This window comes from Nocardioides sp. NPDC127514 (assembly GCF_040302125.1).
In the GTDB taxonomy this organism is placed as follows: Bacteria; Actinomycetota; Actinomycetes; order Propionibacteriales; family Nocardioidaceae; genus Nocardioides.
This window is the reverse complement of the sequence record NZ_JBEORF010000010.1, coordinates 50,469-66,584: the sequence shown is the minus strand read 5'-3', so window position 1 is coordinate 66,584 and position 16,116 is coordinate 50,469. Positions and strand designations below refer to the sequence as shown.

At 69.2% G+C, this 16,116-nt stretch carries 16 protein-coding genes; 15 read left to right on the top strand and 1 reads right to left on the bottom strand.

Translation table 11 applies throughout. The features are described from left to right. Positions 1–6: 6 nt before the first annotated feature. The 14 genes from ABTX24_RS09900 (at position 7) to ABTX24_RS09835 (ending at position 13,177) form a co-directional block, all read left to right on the top strand. Complete coding sequence (locus ABTX24_RS09900; protein ID WP_350839237.1) at positions 7–1,149, top strand: MCE family protein; 1,143 nt, start codon at positions 7–9, stop codon at positions 1,147–1,149. Beyond that, positions 1,146–2,246 carry an MCE family protein gene (locus ABTX24_RS09895; protein WP_350839235.1) on the top strand — a complete coding sequence of 367 codons (1,101 nt, stop codon included), beginning with the start codon at positions 1,146–1,148 and terminating at the stop codon, positions 2,244–2,246. Before ABTX24_RS09900 ends, ABTX24_RS09895 begins: the two co-directional genes overlap by 4 nt. After that, positions 2,246–3,235: an MCE family protein gene (locus ABTX24_RS09890; RefSeq protein ID WP_350839233.1), complete on the top strand. Its 990-nt coding sequence runs from the start codon at positions 2,246–2,248 to the stop codon at positions 3,233–3,235. Before ABTX24_RS09895 ends, ABTX24_RS09890 begins: the two co-directional genes overlap by 1 nt. Continuing rightward, a complete protein-coding gene (locus tag ABTX24_RS09885) occupies positions 3,232–4,482 on the top strand; it encodes an MCE family protein (protein WP_350839231.1) in 1,251 nt (416 codons plus the stop codon). The genes ABTX24_RS09890 and ABTX24_RS09885 overlap by 4 nt, the downstream gene beginning before the upstream one ends. Continuing rightward, entirely contained in the window at positions 4,479–5,831 is a 1,353-nt protein-coding gene (locus tag ABTX24_RS09880; protein WP_350839230.1) for an MCE family protein, read from the top strand. Before ABTX24_RS09885 ends, ABTX24_RS09880 begins: the two co-directional genes overlap by 4 nt. Next, positions 5,831–7,108 (top strand): MCE family protein, encoded by a 1,278-nt coding sequence (locus ABTX24_RS09875; RefSeq protein ID WP_160023218.1) that lies wholly within the window; start codon positions 5,831–5,833, stop codon positions 7,106–7,108. The genes ABTX24_RS09880 and ABTX24_RS09875 overlap by 1 nt, the downstream gene beginning before the upstream one ends. A gap of 5 nt (positions 7,109–7,113) precedes the next feature. After that, positions 7,114–7,686: an Rv1363c family protein gene (locus ABTX24_RS09870; RefSeq protein ID WP_160023220.1), complete on the top strand. Its 573-nt coding sequence runs from the start codon at positions 7,114–7,116 to the stop codon at positions 7,684–7,686. Continuing rightward, positions 7,686–8,549, top strand: coding sequence for a hypothetical protein (locus tag ABTX24_RS09865; RefSeq protein WP_350839229.1), 864 nt, complete (start codon positions 7,686–7,688; stop codon positions 8,547–8,549). Before ABTX24_RS09870 ends, ABTX24_RS09865 begins: the two co-directional genes overlap by 1 nt. Positions 8,550–8,632: 83 nt before the next feature. Beyond that, entirely contained in the window at positions 8,633–9,118 is a 486-nt protein-coding gene (locus ABTX24_RS09860) for a pyridoxamine 5'-phosphate oxidase family protein (RefSeq protein WP_160023222.1), read from the top strand. A 35-nt stretch (positions 9,119–9,153) separates the two neighbouring features. Further along, entirely contained in the window at positions 9,154–9,348 is a 195-nt protein-coding gene (locus ABTX24_RS09855) for a ferredoxin (RefSeq protein WP_160023224.1), read from the top strand. A 6-nt stretch (positions 9,349–9,354) separates the two neighbouring features. Further along, positions 9,355–10,233, top strand: a complete 879-nt coding sequence (locus tag ABTX24_RS09850; protein WP_350839226.1) for an SDR family NAD(P)-dependent oxidoreductase — start codon at positions 9,355–9,357, stop codon at positions 10,231–10,233. Further along, positions 10,233–10,991: a glucose 1-dehydrogenase gene (locus tag ABTX24_RS09845; protein ID WP_160023228.1), complete on the top strand. Its 759-nt coding sequence runs from the start codon at positions 10,233–10,235 to the stop codon at positions 10,989–10,991. The genes ABTX24_RS09850 and ABTX24_RS09845 overlap by 1 nt, the downstream gene beginning before the upstream one ends. Before the next feature lie 117 nt (positions 10,992–11,108). Beyond that, positions 11,109–12,293 (top strand): hypothetical protein, encoded by a 1,185-nt coding sequence (locus ABTX24_RS09840; RefSeq protein ID WP_350839224.1) that lies wholly within the window; start codon positions 11,109–11,111, stop codon positions 12,291–12,293. Further along, positions 12,290–13,177 carry a hypothetical protein gene (locus ABTX24_RS09835; RefSeq protein ID WP_350839222.1) on the top strand — a complete coding sequence of 296 codons (888 nt, stop codon included), beginning with the start codon at positions 12,290–12,292 and terminating at the stop codon, positions 13,175–13,177. Before ABTX24_RS09840 ends, ABTX24_RS09835 begins: the two co-directional genes overlap by 4 nt. Before the next feature lie 3 nt (positions 13,178–13,180). Here ABTX24_RS09835 and ABTX24_RS09830 read toward each other — a convergent pair whose 3' ends face one another. Further along, complete coding sequence (locus ABTX24_RS09830) at positions 13,181–13,816, bottom strand: TetR family transcriptional regulator (RefSeq protein WP_160023234.1); 636 nt, start codon at positions 13,814–13,816, stop codon at positions 13,181–13,183. Positions 13,817–13,987: 171 nt separating this feature from the next. Here ABTX24_RS09830 and ABTX24_RS09825 point away from each other — a divergent pair, with 171 nt between their 5' ends. Beyond that, positions 13,988–16,114 (top strand): acyl-CoA dehydrogenase family protein, encoded by a 2,127-nt coding sequence (locus tag ABTX24_RS09825; protein WP_350839220.1) that lies wholly within the window; start codon positions 13,988–13,990, stop codon positions 16,112–16,114. The last annotated feature ends 2 nt before the right edge of the window (positions 16,115–16,116 follow it).

Genomic DNA, 16,116 nt, shown 5'->3' with positions numbered 1-16,116 from the left:
CGCCAGATGTTGATGGGCATCCAGCGCGACACCCGCGCCGAGCACACCAAGCTCTTCGTCTCCGGGATCGCCTTCACGGTGACCCTCGCCCTGCTGATCACGCTCTGCATCGCGATCTACCAGAAGGCGTTCGTGCAGTTCACCACCGTGAGCGTCGAGGCGGACAGGGCCGGCCTGCAGCTGCCTCGCTACGGCGACGTACGCATGCACGGCGTCATCGTCGGCCAGATCCGCGAGATCGACCAGGACGGCAAGAAGGCCGTCATCGAGCTCGGCCTGGAGCCGGAGCAGGCCGAGCAGATCCCCGCCAACGTCAGCGTCGCCATCAAGCCGACGACGCTGTTCGGGCAGAAGTACGTCGAGTTCATCGACCCCGAGGGGGAGCGCACCGGCGCCCTGAGCGACGGCACCGTGATCCCCGCCGACCGGGTCCGCACCAGCGTCGAGCTCGACGTGATCCTGGCCCGGCTCTTCCCGCTGCTGAAGTCGATCCGTCCCCAAGACCTCAACAGCACCCTGCACGCCCTCGCCACCGCGCTCTCCGGCAACGGGGAGAAGCTCGGCGAGACCTTGGTCCAGCTCAACGACTACCTCGAAGAGATGAACGTCCACCTCCCCACACTCGAACGCGATCTCGAGGACATGGCCGACGTCGCCGAGACCTACTCCATGGCCGCGCCCGACCTGGTCAAGGTCCTCGAGAACACCACGACCACCGCCAACACCATCACCGAGCAGCGCACCCGCCTCGGTGGCCTGCTGACCTCGGTGACCGGAGTCGCTGACACCTCCGAGAACCTGCTCGCCACGAACGAGAAGGCGATCAGGTACGAGACCGAGCTGGCCGTCCCGCTGCTCAAGCTGCTCTCCGACTACTCGCCGGAGTACACCTGCCTGCTGCGAGGCCTCGACGACTACACCGAGCTCCTAGCGACCGTCTTCCAGCAGAACCGCGTGCGCCAGACGATGGTCCTCGACGGCACCCAGAAGCCGGCGTACGGCCGCGACGACCGCCCCGAGTGGGGCGAGATCGGCCACGGCCCGTGGTGCGACGGCCTGCCGAACCCGAAGGTGCCGGCCGGCCCGAAGGAGCTGGAGAACGGCACCGAGGACGTCCCGTGGGCACCGGGGAACGGGGGTCTGCAGTGAACAAGCGCGATCTGAAGACCGCGGTGGCCGGGATCAAGCTGGTCATCTTCACCGTGCTCTCGATCCTCGTCACCGGCACCCTGGCCTCGATCATGGGCAACGTCGGCTTCGGCGACCGGGTGCCCTACCGTGCCGAGTTCACCACCGCCTCGGGCCTGAGCGAAGGGGACGACGTACGCGTCGCCGGCATCACCGTGGGCGAGGTGCTCGCCGTCGAGATCGAGGACGGCGACCACGCGATGGTCACCTTCCGGGTCGACAAGACGGTGCCGCTGACGACCGCCAGCGGCGCCCAGGTGCGCTACCTGAACCTGGTCGGCGACCGCTACCTGGCGCTGACCCAGGACGCCGGGCAGCAGGAGCCGGGATCGGAGAGCACCCCGCTGCGGCAGGGCCAGGCCATCGCGATGGCCAACACCACTCCCGCCCTCGACCTGACCGAGCTCTTCAACGGCTTCCAGCCGCTCTTCCAGGCGCTGCAGCCCAAGGACGTCAACAAGCTCTCGCTCAACCTGATCCGGGTGCTGCAGGGGGAGGGCGGCACCGTCGCCAGCCTCCTCTCGGAGACGGCCGAGCTGACCAGTGCGCTCGCCGAGCGCGACCAGCTGATCGGTGACGTGATCACCAACCTCTCCAAGACGCTCAACACCGTCAACGAGCACCACACCGAGCTGGCCGAGCTCATCCAGCAGCTCAGCGGCTGGATGAAGGACCTGGCGCGCGACAAGGAGGCGATCGGTGACTCGATCTCCTCGATCGGCGACCTCACCGACGAGCTGGCCGGGCTGCTCACCGACGTACGCCCGTTCCTCAAGGAGGACATCAAGCAGCTCAAGCGGGTGGTGGACATCCTCAACAAGCCGGGCAACCAGAAGCTGCTCGACAGGACGCTCGAGCGGCTCCCGGAGACCCTCGAGTCGCAGGCGCGGATCGGCAGCTACGGCTCCTGGTACAACTACTACCTCTGCGACCTCGACTTCTCGATCAAGCTGCCCTCGCTCGGTGAGCTGCTCGACAACTCGCCCGCCGTGAAGGCCATCCAGAAGCAGCTCGACAACGTGGCCTTCTACAGCCGGGCCGAGAGGTGCAAGCTCTGATGGCACACCACAGCGACACCCAGCTCAAGCGCACCGGCGTGATCACGATCGTGGCGATCGCGCTGGCGCTGACCGCGGCGTTCAACCTGCGCAAGCTCCCGTGGTTCGCCGGCACCACCTACCAGGCCGAGTTCTCCGACACCAGCGGCCTGCACGTGGGCAACCGGGTGGAGATCGCCGGCATCCGGGTCGGCCGGGTCAGCGACATCGAGATCGAGGGCGCCAAGGTGGTGGTCTCGTTCTCGGTCGAGGGCACCGAGATCGGCCATCGCAGCGAGGCGAAGATCGGGGTGCTCAACCTGCTGGGGGAGAAGTACCTCGACATCACCCCGCAGGGCGGCCGCACGCTCGAAGCCGGCTCGAAGATCCCGTTGGCCCGCACCAGCGCCGGCAGCGACATCGTCGGCACGTTCGGCGATCTCGCCGAGACGACCGAGGCGATCGACACCCAGCAGCTGGCCAAGGCGCTGACCACGATGTCGGGCACGCTCGACAAGGCTGGGCCCGAGGTACAGGGCGCCTTCCAGGGCATCGCCGCGCTCTCCCAGACGATCGCCGCCCGCGGCGACGAGCTCGAGTCGCTGCTCGAGGACGCCGAGAAGGTCGTCCAGCTCGTGAACCAGCGCAAGCAGGACATCATCAGCGTGATGGAGAACGGCGACCAGGTCTTCGCCGAGCTCATCCAGCGCCGCCAGGCGATCCACCAGCTGCTGGTCAACGCCACCGCCCTGGCCGAGCAGCTGCAGGCCTTGGTGAAGGAGAACCAGAAGCAGATCGGGCCCGCGCTGGACGCGCTCAACCAGGCGCTGAAGTTCCTCAACGCCCGCGACGAGGACCTGACCAAGACCATCCAGAACTACGGGCCGTACGCGTCGATCCTGATCAACATCATCGGCACCGGCCCCTGGTTCGACGCCTACCTCGCCAACCTGACCGGCATCGTGAGCGGCGAGTTCGTGCCCGGACGACGACCAGGGATCGTGCAATGACAAAGAACTTCTGGGGCCGAAAGTGGGCCGCGTTGCCCATCGCGCTGGTGGTGATGTGCGGGCTGTTGCTCGTCTCCGAGGTCGCCGCCCCCGACACCAAGCTGGTGACCGTCAGCTTCCCGCAGGCGGTGAGCATCTACGAGGGCTCCGACGTGGTCATCATGGGCGTCAAGGTCGGCAAGGTCGCCTCGCTCGAGCCGAAGGGCGACCACGTGGACGCGGTGATCGAGTACGAGAGCGACTACAAGCTCCCGAAGGACGTCAAGGCGGCGATCGTCACTCCGACGCTGGTCGCCGACCGGTTCGTGCAGCTGACCCCGGCCTACACCGGCGGGCCGGCCATGGCCGACGGCGGCGAGATCCCGATCGAGCGCACGGCGGTCCCGGTCGAGCTCGACCGCATCTACGCCAGCCTCTCCGAGCTCACCACCGCGCTGGGACCCAACGGCGCCAACAAGAACGGGGCACTGAGCGACGTCCTGCGCGAGGGCGCCGACGCCCTGGAGGGCAACGGCAAGATCGGCAACCAGGCGATCGCCGACATGTCCGAGGCGGCCCAGGTGCTCGGCGGCAACTCCGAGCAGCTCTTCAGCACCCTCTCCCAGCTCTCCGAGGTCACCCGGACGCTGGCCCGCAACGACGACACCACCGAGAAGTTCCTGACCGACCTCGGGACCGTCTCCACCCAGCTGGCCGGCGAGAGCGACGAGCTCGACCAGGCGCTCGCCGCGATCGCGCAGGCGGTCAAGGTGACGAAGTCCTTCGTGGAGAACAACCGCGACGCCCTGGTCGGCGACGTCAAGGAGCTCAACAAGACGCTCAACATCCTGGCCAAGGAGAAGGAGACGCTCGGCACCGTCATCGACCTGGCGCCGCTCGGTATCGGCAACCTGGCCGAATCCTTCGACCCGGCGTCGGGCTCGGTCGGCTTCCGGCTGCAGGTCGGGCCGATCGGGTCGGATCTGTCCAACATCCTCTGCATGGTCGTGGAGAACGACAAGATCCCCGGAGCCAAGGAGATCTGCGCACTGTTCAAGGCGCTGCTTCCGACCGGGTCGACCGCGCCGGCGGGCAAGGCGCTCACCGATGCCAGCGCCCCGACCGACCGCGACACCGCCACCGGGCTGCCGCTCGACACCGGCACCCCGGCCAAGCAGCCGGAGGTGGAGCCGGAGGTCGTCACCCAGGGCGGCATCACCGAGCTCAGCGGCTCGCTCCAGGAACTGATGTCGGGAGGCAAGAGATGAGGACGCGCGTCTTCCTGGCCATGGTCGGCCTCGTCGCGATGGCGAGCGGGTGCGGCGTACAGGCCTATGACCTGCCGCTTCCCGGCAAGGAGGTCGGCGAGGGCGACGGCTATGTCGTCACCGCGGAGTTCAACGACGTCGTCGACGTGGTGCCGCGCACCAAGGTGATGGCCAACGACGTTCCGATCGGCCAGGTCGACAAGGTCGAGCGGGAGGGCTGGCACGCGAAGGTCACCATGACCCTCCGCAAGAACATCGAGCTCCCTGCCGACGCGCTGGCCAACGTACGCCAGACCAGCCTGCTCGGGGAGAAGTACATCGCTCTGGTGGCGCCCGAGGGGTCCACCATCGCCAGCGCCGGCAGGCTGGGCGACGGCGCCACCATCGGGCTCGACCGCACCAACCGCAACCCCGAGGTCGAAGAGGTGCTCGGCGCGCTCTCCTTCCTGCTGGCAGGTGGCGGAGTCGGGCAGCTGAAGACGATCAGCGACGAGCTCAACACCATGATGGACGGGCGCACCGGCGACATGCGGGCGCTGCTGGGCAACCTGGAGACCACGGTCGCCTCGCTCAACCAGCAGAAGGGCTCGATCATCAGGGCGATGGAGCAGGTCGACCGGCTGACCCGCACCCTCAACAAGGAGTCCGAGAAGATCGAGGCGGCCATCGACTCCTTCGGCCCGGCGCTCCAGGTGCTCCGTCAGCAGCACGCCGACCTGCTGAAGATGATGAAGGCGCTCGACCGGCTCGGGGTCGTCGCGACGCGGGTGATCAACCAGAGCGGCGCCAACCTGACCACGGCGCTCGACGAGCTCGCCCCGACGCTGCGCGAGCTCGCCGACGCCGGTGACTCGCTGCCGCGCGGCCTGATGATGGCGGCCAGCTTCCCGTTCCCCGAGAACGCCTCCGGGCTGGCGATGGGTGACTACTCCAACGCGCTGTTCCACATGGACCTCGACCTCGGCAAGCTGGTCGGCAGCCTCACCAACGGCGAGTCCAGCGGCATCATCCCGCAGGTCTTCCAGATCTGCCTGTCCTACTCCAAGGGCTGCGAGGCGATCCAGCCGCTGGCCAAGGCGCTGTGCGACCTGACCAACCTGCAGCTGGTCTGCTCGGTGGTCGGCAAGGAGGACACGGCGGCGAAGCCGGGGGAGAAGACGCCGAAGCTGCCCGACATCTCCGACCTGCTGCCCAAGAGCTCCACCTCGACCAAGACGCCGGGGCTCAACGACCTGGTGCCGGAGATAGCCGAGGGCCTCTCGAGCCCGACCGAGACCGAGTCGCCCACGGCCGAGCCGACGACCGGGGGCCTGGCCGGCCTCCTCGGACTGCTGGGAGGCGGTAGCTGATGACACGGAGCGTCCGCAACAAGCTGGTCATCTTCCTCATCCTCGCCGCGGTCGGGATCTTCTACGTCTCGGCCGCCTACCTCGGCGTCGTCGACCGGGTCCTCGGCCGTCACGTGGACGTCTCGGTCGACCTGCCGGCCTCGGGTGGCCTCTACGAGGGCAGCGAGGTCAACTACCGCGGCGTCAGCATCGGCCGGGTCGCCTCGATGACCGTCACCGACGAAGGCGTACGCGCCGAGCTCGAGCTCGACCCCGGCACCGAGGTGCCGCGGGACGCCGAGGTGGAGGTCCACAACCTCTCGGCGGTGGGGGAGCAGTACATCAACTTCATCCCCGACTCGGCCGCCGGGCCCTACCTGGCCGAGGGCGACGTCGTGACCGCCGGCCCGGAGTCGATGCCCGGCACCACCGACGAGCTGCTCACCGAGCTGAACAGCTTCACCACCTCGATCAACGGCCAGGACCTGAGCACCGTCGTCGCCGAGCTCGGCACGCTGTTCCGCGGCAACGCCGAGAACCTGCGTACGCTGCTCGACTCGGGCTCCACCCTGGTCGACCAGGCCTCCGCCCACCAGAAGGAGACCGTGCGGCTGCTCAACACCAGCCAGACCGTGCTCCAGACGCAGAAGGAGCACAGCGGCGACATCCGCGAGTTCGCCGACGGGCTCGAGGAGGTCACCGCCACGCTGGACAAGCGCGACCCGGAGCTGCGCGAGATCCTGCAGGGCGGCGAGGCGACCGCGGTCCAGGTGCAGTCGCTGCTCGACGGTCTGCAGCCGCTCCTGCCGGTCTTCCTGGCCAACCTCAGCACCGTCAACGAGGTCCTCACCGCCCGGCTGCCCGCGATCGAGCAGACCCTGGTGACCTTCCCGCGCGTCGTGGCGACAGGGTGGACCGGGTCGCCCGGCGACGGCTACGGTCACCTGTCGATGGGCTTCGTCTACACCACACCGCCGTGCCAGGAGGGCTACAAGCCCGCCGACCAGTGGATCCCCGGCACCGTGATGGAGGACCAGCCGCTCTACCCGGCCAAGTGCACCGACGAGCGTGCCCAGCCCGGCTACCAGGGTGACAACCCGATCATGCAGCGCGGTGTCAACATGGTCCCCAAGCCCGAGGGCGTGGGGAAGTACGTCACGACCTACGACCCGAAGACCGGGCGCACCAAGCTCCCCGATGGAAAGACGGTCACGATGTCCACCCCGACCGATGACGGAGGCCTGGTCTCCGCCCTGTCCGACGACTCCTGGCGATCGATGATCCTGGGAGAGGAGTGAGCCAGATGCCATCCGACAACTCGCTCGACGTCAAGCTCTCCCTGGCCAGACTGGGGCGGCTCAACACCGTGCTCGCGGCGGTGGTCGTGATCCTGGTCGTGCTGGCCGCGGCAGTCTTCATCGGCGGCGCCCGGGTGCTGCCCTGGACGACGCCCGCCGAGGCCGCGGCCGCCGACTACGACGAGGTGAAGGCGGTCGCCGAGGACGGCGTGATCGCCTTCCTCGACGTCGACTACCGCGACATGGACCCGCGGATCCAGGCCGTCAAGGAGATCTCCACCGGCACCTTCGGCAAGGAGTACACCGCCATCGCCGAGCAGATCCGGCAGGCCGCGATCCCCGCCCAGACCATCTCGAAGGGCAAGGTCAAGCAGGTCGGCATCCGCGCGATCGGGTCGAAGAAGGCGGTCGTGCTGGTCGCCGTGGACTCGGTCGTCACCAGCAGCCAGACCGCTGAGCTGAAGAAGAGCGACACCTGCCCCTACGACGGTGCGCGGTGCTCGAAGTACCGCTTCAAGGTGTCGCTGGCCAAGACGAAGGACGGATGGCGCATGTCCGACCTGGCAGGAGTCAACTGATGACAGGCGTACGAGCGAACGGATCGGTCTCCACCGGCCAGAAGGAGTGCCCCTTCTGCGCGGAGACGATCAAGGCAGCCGCGATCAAGTGCCGTTACTGCGGCTCCGACCTGCTTCCTCCGGCCCACGACCAGGACCAGGACGTACGTGACGAGGTCGCTGCTGCGGAGGAGACGGAGGCCGGCGCGGCCGAGTCCGAGGACGTCGAGACCGACCCCGCAGAGCCTCAAGCTGAGGTTGAGGGTGAGGGTGAGACCGAGGAGAGCGCCGGGTTCGCCGAGCGGTGGCTGGGTGACGGTAGCCGGGTGCTGACGGCCGTTCTCGGCGTACTCGTCCTGGTCGCGGGCGGCCTGCTGTGGCTGGCCGTCGACCTGGCGTCGAAGGACGACGTGGCGCCGAGCGGGGAGCTGACCGCGGCCGGGTCCCGGGCGGCGATCATGGAGCACTCGGTCGGACTGGCGCAAACGGTGATGTCCTACCAGGCCGCCAGTGCGGAGAAGGACATCGCGGCGGCGAAGAAGCTGATGACGCCGGCGATGCAGAAGGACTACGAGAAGACGCTGCCCGGCGAGGACAAGCGCAAGGAGCAGGCCGACCTCGGCATCAAGGTCGACGCCGAGGTGGCGCCGCTCTCCGAGGAGGGTGCGAAGGCCGCCGAGGAGGGCAAGGCCTGCGTCGACGAGGACTGTGCCGCGTCCATCATCTCGGCCACCGAGGAGACCGCGCAGGTGCTGCTCTTCGTCAACCAGAGCGCGACCGCGCCGAAGACGAAGAACACCGTGGTCAGCCCGACCTGGGAGGTGCTGACGCTGGTCAAGGACGACGGCGGCTGGCTGATCTCCGAGATGAAGGCCGCCTCCTAGCTCCCGCCGTAGGGTCGCTTCAAGGGGGACGCCCGTTCCTGATATGGTAGAACGTGTTCTAGTTTGATGCTCTAGGAGGGCACATGGCCGGGTCCCGCCAGTCCGTACAGCTGACCGACGCCGAGATCGAGGACTTCCTCGGCTCGCAGATGAAGGTGCAGGTCGCGACCGTCGGTCCCGACGGCGCTCCACACCTGACCACGCTGTTCTACGTGCTCGACGAGGGCAAGATCGTCTTCTGGACCTACGGGTCCTCGCAGAAGGTCCGCAACCTGCGGCGTGACCCGCGGGTCACCTGCCTGGTCGAGGACGGCGTCGACTACTTCGAGCTGCGCGGGGTGAGCATCACCGGCAAGGCGCGGCTCGTCGAGGAGTACGACGAGATCAAGGGGATCGGGTTGCGGGTGATGACCCGGATGGCCGGCGGAGCCGACCTGGGTGAGCTCGGCGAGGACCTGGTCTCGAAGCAGGCGCACAAGCGCGTCGGCATCGTCATCGAGCCCGACAAGGTCGCAAGCTGGGACCACCGCAAGCTGGGCGCGCTGCCCGGCCAGGGCTCTGGTGAATGACGGCTCGACGACGGCGTGAGGACAAGGAGACGGACATGGCAAAGGTGATCGCGGACTTCGACCTGTGCGAGTCCAACGGGATGTGCGAGGCGTTCGCTCCCGACGTGTTCGAGATCGATGACGACGACTACCTGCAGATCGAGGACCCGACGGTGACCGACGAGAACCGCGGCCGCGTCGAGCAGGCCGTGGCCGGCTGCCCCAAGGCGGCCCTGAGGATCGAGGAGTAGCACCACGTGAGCGTTGACCTGGACGGAAAGACGGCGATCGTCACCGGCGCGGGCGCCGGTCTCGGGCGCGCCGAGGCGGTCGCCCTGGCCCGGGCGGGTGCCCGGGTGGTGCTCAACGACCTCCCGGGCGCTGCCGAGGAGGCGGCCGAGGAGATCCGCGGATTCGGCGGCGAGGCGGTGATCGCGGCCGGCGACGTGAGCGAGCGGGCCACCGCCGACGCGATGATGGCTGCTGCCGTCGACGGCCTCGGCGGGCTCGACATCGTGGTCAACAACGCGGGCATCACCCGCGACAAGATGCTCTTCAACATGTCCGACGAGGAGTTCGACCTCGTCGTACGCGTGCACCTCCGCGGCCACTTCCTGCTGACCCGCAACGCCTCGGCCCACTGGCGCTCGGTGGCGAAGTCGACGGGTGCACCGGTGGACGCCGCCGTCGTGAACACCTCCTCGGAGGCGTTCCTGTCCGGGCCTCCGGGACAGGCCAACTACGGCGCCGCGAAGGCCGGGATCACCGCGCTGACGATGTCGGCGGCGCGCTCGATGGGCCGTTCCGGCGTACGCGCCAACGCGATCTGCCCGCGGGCCGCGACCGCGATGACCGAGGGCGTGCTCTCGGGTGACTCCTACGGGCCCGAGCACGTCGCGCCGCTGGTCACCTACCTCGCCTCGCCGGCCGCCGCCGCGATCACCGGGCAGGTCTTCGTCGTCTACGGCGGGATGATCGCCGTGCTCGCGCCGCCCACGGTGGCCGAGCGCTTCGACAACGCCGCCTGGGACCTGGACTCGCTCGACAAGCAGGTCGGCGGCTGGTTCGCCGACCGCGACCCCGCGGCCGGGTTCTCGGCCGACTCGATCATGCAGCTCAAGCTGAAGGAGCAGTGATGGCACGTCTCGAGGGCAAGACCGCGATCGTCACCGGTGGTGCGCAGGGGCAGGGAGCCGCCATCGCGCGCGCCTTCGTGTCCGAGGGCGCGAAGGTGGTGATCGCCGACGTGGCCGACGAGCCCGGCAAGCTGCTCGCCGACGAGCTCGGCGACGCCGCGCTGTTCGTGCACCACGACGTGAGCTCGGAGGAGTCCTGGACCGCGCTGGTGGCGCAGACCGCCGAGACGTACGGCCCGGTCAACGTCCTGGCCAACAATGCCGGCATCCTGCGCTTCGGTGAGATCCTGACCCAGCCCGTCGAGGAGTTCGAGCTGCTGTGGCGGGTCAACACCCTCGGCTGCTTCCTCGGCATGCGCTCGGTGATCTCGACGATGAAGGAGAACGGCGGCGGCTCGATCATCAACGCCTCCTCGATCGAGGGCCTGGCCGGGATGGCGTTCGTGGCCGGCTACACCTCCACCAAGTTCGCCATCCGCGGCATGACCAAGGCCGCCGCGCTCGAGCTCGGCCCCAGCGGCATCCGGGTCAACTCCGTACATCCCGGCATGATCGACACCCCCATGACCCGCGGCGTCGGTGCCGACGATGCCGCCATGGAGTTTGGTGCCTCCAAGGTCGCCCTCAAGCGCGTCGGGCACCCCGAGGACATCGCCCCGCTGTACGTCTACCTCGCCTCCGACGAGTCCAGCTTCGTCACCGGCGCCGAGATCGCCATCGACGGAGGCGCCACCGCCACACACGCCTACGGCGGCTGACGGGCCGGAGGTCGGCTGCCCCGGCATGGGTGAGTCGGCCACACGAGGGGCACGTCTCCGGCATACTGCGACCCGAAGTTTTTCAGTCACCGGGGACGAACCGAAAGCCACCAGAACTTGTCTCGACGACGCAGTGCGTTCGCCACCACGGCCGTGGTCGCGGTCTTCGCCTGGTTCTACTCGTTCGCGTTGGCGGTCCCGATCGACACCGGAAGCGTGTCCGCGCTCTGGCAAGCGCGCGGACACGAGTGGTTCGGGGCGTTCCTGGCTCGGATGCTCGACGGCCTGTCCTTCCTCTGGGGATCGGTGATCCGTTACGAGTACGCCGTCGCGCCCGACTCCGCGTGGCCGGTGCTGGTCTTCGTCGTCCTCCTCTCCGTGTTGGTCTACGCGAGCCTCCGAACCGGAGCGGACGGCCCCTACGCGGTCGCGGGCCGGGTGCTGGGTGCGTCCCTGCTGGCGGGCGGGATGACGAACCTGTTCGTCATCCTCGGGGACGTCACGGCCTCCCCGGACGGGGCCGCGATGCTGTCGGGGATGGTGTGGTCGCTCCCGGACGACGGGATCTGGCTCGGCCTCGGCCTCGGACTGGTCGGTGGCGTGGTGGTGGCGCACGTGGTGGCGTTGGCCCAGCTCACGGCCGCTGCGATGGAACAGGGCGAACGTGACGACTCGCCTGCGCCGGTGGAGACGCCGAGGCTCAGCGCTGCGCAGGGACGAGCGCGAGCCGTTCGGGTCGCGATCTGGGGTGCGCTCCCGACGCTGGCTCTCGCGCTCGTCGGCGGCTTCGCCTGGGACTACGGTCCCGACGTCTACTCCGACGCCGCCGTCGGTGCGCGCCAGGCCTGGGTGCAGATGGTCTGGTTCGCCCATGCCAGCCTTGCCGCGCCCGATGACCCCTACTCGCTCGGTGGCACGTTCGACACGTTGATCTGGCTACCGCGCACGCTGAGCTCAGTCGTCCTGGTGGCACTCATCTGGCTCGCGATCCGTCTGATGATGGCGCGCTGGCAGCGCGGCGTCGAGCCGAGCGCGCTCGGTGTGGTCATGCGGTGCTGGGGCACGGTCGCGGTGCTCGCCGTGGTCGTCGGTCTCGTCGAAGGAGCCGTCTTCCCGGCTCCCGAGCTCGCGCTGCCTGCCTACACCCGGGCGTTCGACAACGTCGCCGACGCGCTTCGCTTCGCTGCCTGCTTCGGCTGGGCGACCGGAGTCGCCGTGGCGCTCGCGCTGCGGCTGTCCGGCGGATCCGTGTCTGAGCCGGAGCCGGCTGAGCGTCTACCCGAGGGGAGCATGGACCGATGACCAGGCAGAGGGCCGAGGAGCCCGAAGAGGCCGCGACGGAGGCACCGGCACCGGCCGGGGACGTACGCCGCCGGGGTGTGTTGCCGTGGACGGTGTCGCTGCTGAAGAAGCCGACCGCATGGGTCGTCGGCGTGGTCCTGGTCGCGCTGGGGGCGACGTTCGGCTCCGGCCTGCAGAATCTCTTCACCGGCCTCCTGCCCGAAGGGTGGAGCGATCCGGGCAAGGGCATCCACCTGGTGGACGTGCGCAGGCGGGAGATGAGCGGGCCGGTGCTGATCCCGGACGGTGCGAGCGCCGCGCCGTTCAAGAGCTTCGACCAGGCGCGCAGTGCGGTCAACGATCTCGACTGGCAGGCGAAGCACGAGTGGTACGCCGTGGAAAACGTGACCTGGGAGGTCACCCTGGTCGGCCGGCACAGTGAGGACGTGGTGATCACCGATCTGCGGCCGAAGCGTTCCAGGCCGTGCACGTCGATCCTGCGCCAGGGCACGGTCGTGGAAGACGTTCCCCAAGGTGGAGGGGGAGACAAGATCCTGCTTCGGACGGACCTGGGCGCGCCGGTGCCGGCGCTGACCTCCGAGGAGGACGGTTCGCCCTACTTCGCCAGCCGGACGGTGACCCTCTCCAAGGGGGAGACGGTGGTCATCCCGATCACGGCGTCGAGCTCGGGGCCGACCTGCCGCTGGGTGCTCGAGGTCGACTACGTCGACCACGGCAAGCGCGAGTCGATGATCATCAAGGCTCCCGGCGGCCGCGAGTTCGGGATCACCGGCACCCCCGAGGGGCATCCCTATCGGCTCAGCTGGATCCATGAGTGCGAGCGGGCGATGAGGCCCGAGGACTGGGCTGAGCGCAAGAAGGACAAGAACTACTGCCCGAGGTGATCCTCAGCGCAGCAGCAGGCGTACGGCTACGTCGATCGACTTCTCGACGTCCTTCTCGTCCATGCGGCCGGTGACCCAGGAGATGAGCGCGGAGAGCCATACGTCGGAGATGATCCGGATGATGGCGGCCTCCTCCTCGGTGACCTCGCCGTGGTCGGGGGTGCCGTGCATGGCGCGAGCGATGACGGTGGTCAGGCTGGTGCCGACCTCGTGGATCTCGCCGGTCACCGACTGATCGGCGAACATGAAGGCGCGGACCAGGGCCTCGGTGAGCTTGGGCTGCTTCTGCAGGGCGCGGGTGCGGCGGTTGAGGACGTACATGATCCGCTCGTGGGCGGTGTCGCCCGGCGTCGCGCGGACGGCGGAGCGGTCGACGTCCTTGGTGAACTCACGCGCCAGCGCGGAGACCAGCAGGTGGATCTTCGAGGGGAAGTAGCGGTAGAGGGTGCCGAGCGCGACCTCGGCCTGCTCGGCGACGGCGCGCATCTGCACGGCGTCGAAGCCGCCCTCGGCTGCCAGGGTGATCGTGGCGTCGAGGATGCGCCGACGGCGCTCTCGCTGGGCTGCGGAACCGCCGGTGGGTGCGGTGGCCGGCCTCGGGCCGTCGGTGTCGCGTGGCTCCGTGCTGACGGACGTCACTGTGGGTCCCCCTAGGACTATGACCGGATCTCGATCTGTGGCTCTCAGGCTAACCGCAACGGCGCCCGAGAGTGAAACACGTTCCTTCGTGAGTCTAGACTTGTAACACGTTCTACATCAGTCTCTATTCCTGAAGGCCGCAGAACCAGGCGGAAATAGTAGGAGGTCTCTGTGCCGATCGGCATCACCGACGAACACCAAGCCCTCAGCGAGAGCCTGCGGGACTGGGCCAAGGGGCTGGGTGGCATCGCGATCGCCCGCGCCGCCGAGGGCGCCGCATCCGCGGACTTCGACGAGGTGTGGCGAGGTGTCGAGGAGTACGGTGTTGCCGGCATCGCTGCGCCCGAACCGAACGGCGGTGGCGGGACGCTCCTGGATGCGGCCGTCGCGCTCGAGGCGTGCGCTCACGAGCTGCTGCCGGGGCCGCTGCTCGGCAGCACGGTCGCTGCCTTCCACGCGGGAGCGGCCGGGCTCGGCGACGTGGTCGCGGCCGTCACCGCCGGCGGCTGCGGGATCGCGCTCGGCCCGGACCTCGAGCTCGGCGACAGGCTCCGGGGAACGGTTCCTGTCGTCTACGACGGTGGCGGAGCCGCCCGGCTGCTGCTCGGTGCCCGCGGCGCCGAAGGCGAGGAGCGCTGGTTCTTCGTGGCGGCGGAGCAGGCGGACGTACGCCCTCAAGCGGGTCCCGATCTGACCAGGCGGGTCGCGGAGGTGCGGGTCGACATCGATGCCCGCGAGGCCGTCGAGGTTGCGGGCCTGCGTGCCGAAGCGGTGCGGCGTACGGCTCTCACGCTCGCTGCCGCGGAGGCCTCCGGGATCGCGCAGTGGTGCCTGACGACGGCCGTGGAGTACGCGAAGGTGCGCGAGCAGTTCGGGGCGCCGATCGGGTCGTTCCAGGCGATCAAGCACCTGTGCGCCCAGATGCTGGAGACCGCCGAGGCGGTGGCCGCTGCCGCGTGGGATGCGGCCGCGTCGGCCGAGGGCGGCGACGTCGACCAGTGGGCCTTCGCGGCCGAGGTGGCCGGCGTCACCGCGCTGGACGGTGCGGTCCGGGCGGCCCAGGACTGCATCCAGGTCCTCGGCGGCATCGGCTTCACCTTCGAGCACGACGCCCATCTCTACCTGCGCCGCGCGGTCGCCCTGCGGAGCCTCCTCGGTGGTGGCGACGCCCATGCGGTCGCGCTGGCGGAGCACGCCGTGGCCGGCATCCGCCGTTCGGTCCGTGTCGACCTCGACGGCAAGGACGACGCGATCCGTCCCCGAGTGCGAGAAGCCGTGGCCGCGATCGCGGCGCTTCCCGAGGCGGAGCGCCGGGACGCGCTCGTCGACGCGGCCCTTCTCGCGCCGCACTGGCCCGCTCCGTACGGGCTCGGCGCCGGTCCGGTCGAGCAGCTCGTCATCGACGAGGAGCTCGCCGCGGCCGGGGTCTCGCGCCCCGACATCAAGATCGCCGGGTGGGCCGTGCCGACCATCCTGAAGCACGGCACCGACGCCCAGCGCGAGCAGTTCGTCGACGCCTCGCTGCGCGGCCGGATCGTCTGGTGCCAGCTCTTCAGCGAGCCCGGCGCCGGCTCCGACCTGGCCTCGCTGGCGACCCGCGCCGAGCGGGTCGAGGGCGGCTGGCGGCTCACCGGCCAGAAGGTGTGGACCTCGCTCGCGGCCGACGCCGACTGGGCGATCTGCCTGGCGCGTACGAACTCCGACGTCCCCAAGCACAAGGGCATCACCTACTTCCTGGTGGACATGCGCAGCGAGGGGATCGACGTCCGTCCGCTGCGCGAGCTGACCGGTGACGCTCTCTTCAACGAGGTCTTCCTCGACGCTGTCTTCGTGCCCGACGAGCTCGTCGTCGGTGAGGTCGACGGCGGCTGGCGCCTGGCACGTACGACGCTGGCCAACGAGCGGGTCGCGATGGCCTCGACCAACCTCGGCGGCAGTGTCGAGCGCGCGGTGGTGCTCGCCGGCGGTCGCGGTGAGGCCGATCTCGCCAGGGTCGGCCATGCGGTCGCACTCTCCACGGTCTGCGCGCTGCTCGGCGTCCGCTCCACGCTCAAGGCGCTCGCCGGGCGAGGACCGGGCGCGGAGTCCTCGGTGGCCAAGCTCCTGACCGTACGCAACCGCCAGGACGCCTCCGAGCTCGTCGTCGACCTCCTCGGCCCGCTGGCGCTCACCGACGACCCGCAGGTCCGCGAGGACCTGCACCAGTCCCAGCTCACCCGCTGCCTCTCCATCGCCGGCGGCACCACCCAGGTGCTCCGCAACGTGGCAGCAGAGCATCTGCTCGGGCTCCCGCGCTGAAC

Bases quoted from the DNA above. Each gene is read 5' to 3' on its own strand.
- ABTX24_RS09900 (WP_350839237.1), top strand. From the start codon at position 7: ATGTTGATGGGCATCCAGCGCGACACCCGCGCCGAGCACACCAAGCTC.
- ABTX24_RS09890 (WP_350839233.1), top strand. From the start codon at position 2,246: ATGGCACACCACAGCGACACCCAGCTCAAGCGCACCGGCGTGATCACG.
- ABTX24_RS09885 (WP_350839231.1), top strand. From the start codon at position 3,232: ATGACAAAGAACTTCTGGGGCCGAAAGTGGGCCGCGTTGCCCATCGCG.
- ABTX24_RS09880 (WP_350839230.1), top strand. From the start codon at position 4,479: ATGAGGACGCGCGTCTTCCTGGCCATGGTCGGCCTCGTCGCGATGGCG.
- ABTX24_RS09875 (WP_160023218.1), top strand. From the start codon at position 5,831: ATGACACGGAGCGTCCGCAACAAGCTGGTCATCTTCCTCATCCTCGCC.
- ABTX24_RS09870 (WP_160023220.1), top strand. From the start codon at position 7,114: ATGCCATCCGACAACTCGCTCGACGTCAAGCTCTCCCTGGCCAGACTG.
- ABTX24_RS09865 (WP_350839229.1), top strand. From the start codon at position 7,686: ATGACAGGCGTACGAGCGAACGGATCGGTCTCCACCGGCCAGAAGGAG.
- ABTX24_RS09860 (WP_160023222.1), top strand. From the start codon at position 8,633: ATGGCCGGGTCCCGCCAGTCCGTACAGCTGACCGACGCCGAGATCGAG.
- ABTX24_RS09855 (WP_160023224.1), top strand. From the start codon at position 9,154: ATGGCAAAGGTGATCGCGGACTTCGACCTGTGCGAGTCCAACGGGATG.
- ABTX24_RS09845 (WP_160023228.1), top strand. From the start codon at position 10,233: ATGGCACGTCTCGAGGGCAAGACCGCGATCGTCACCGGTGGTGCGCAG.
- ABTX24_RS09835 (WP_350839222.1), top strand. From the start codon at position 12,290: ATGACCAGGCAGAGGGCCGAGGAGCCCGAAGAGGCCGCGACGGAGGCA.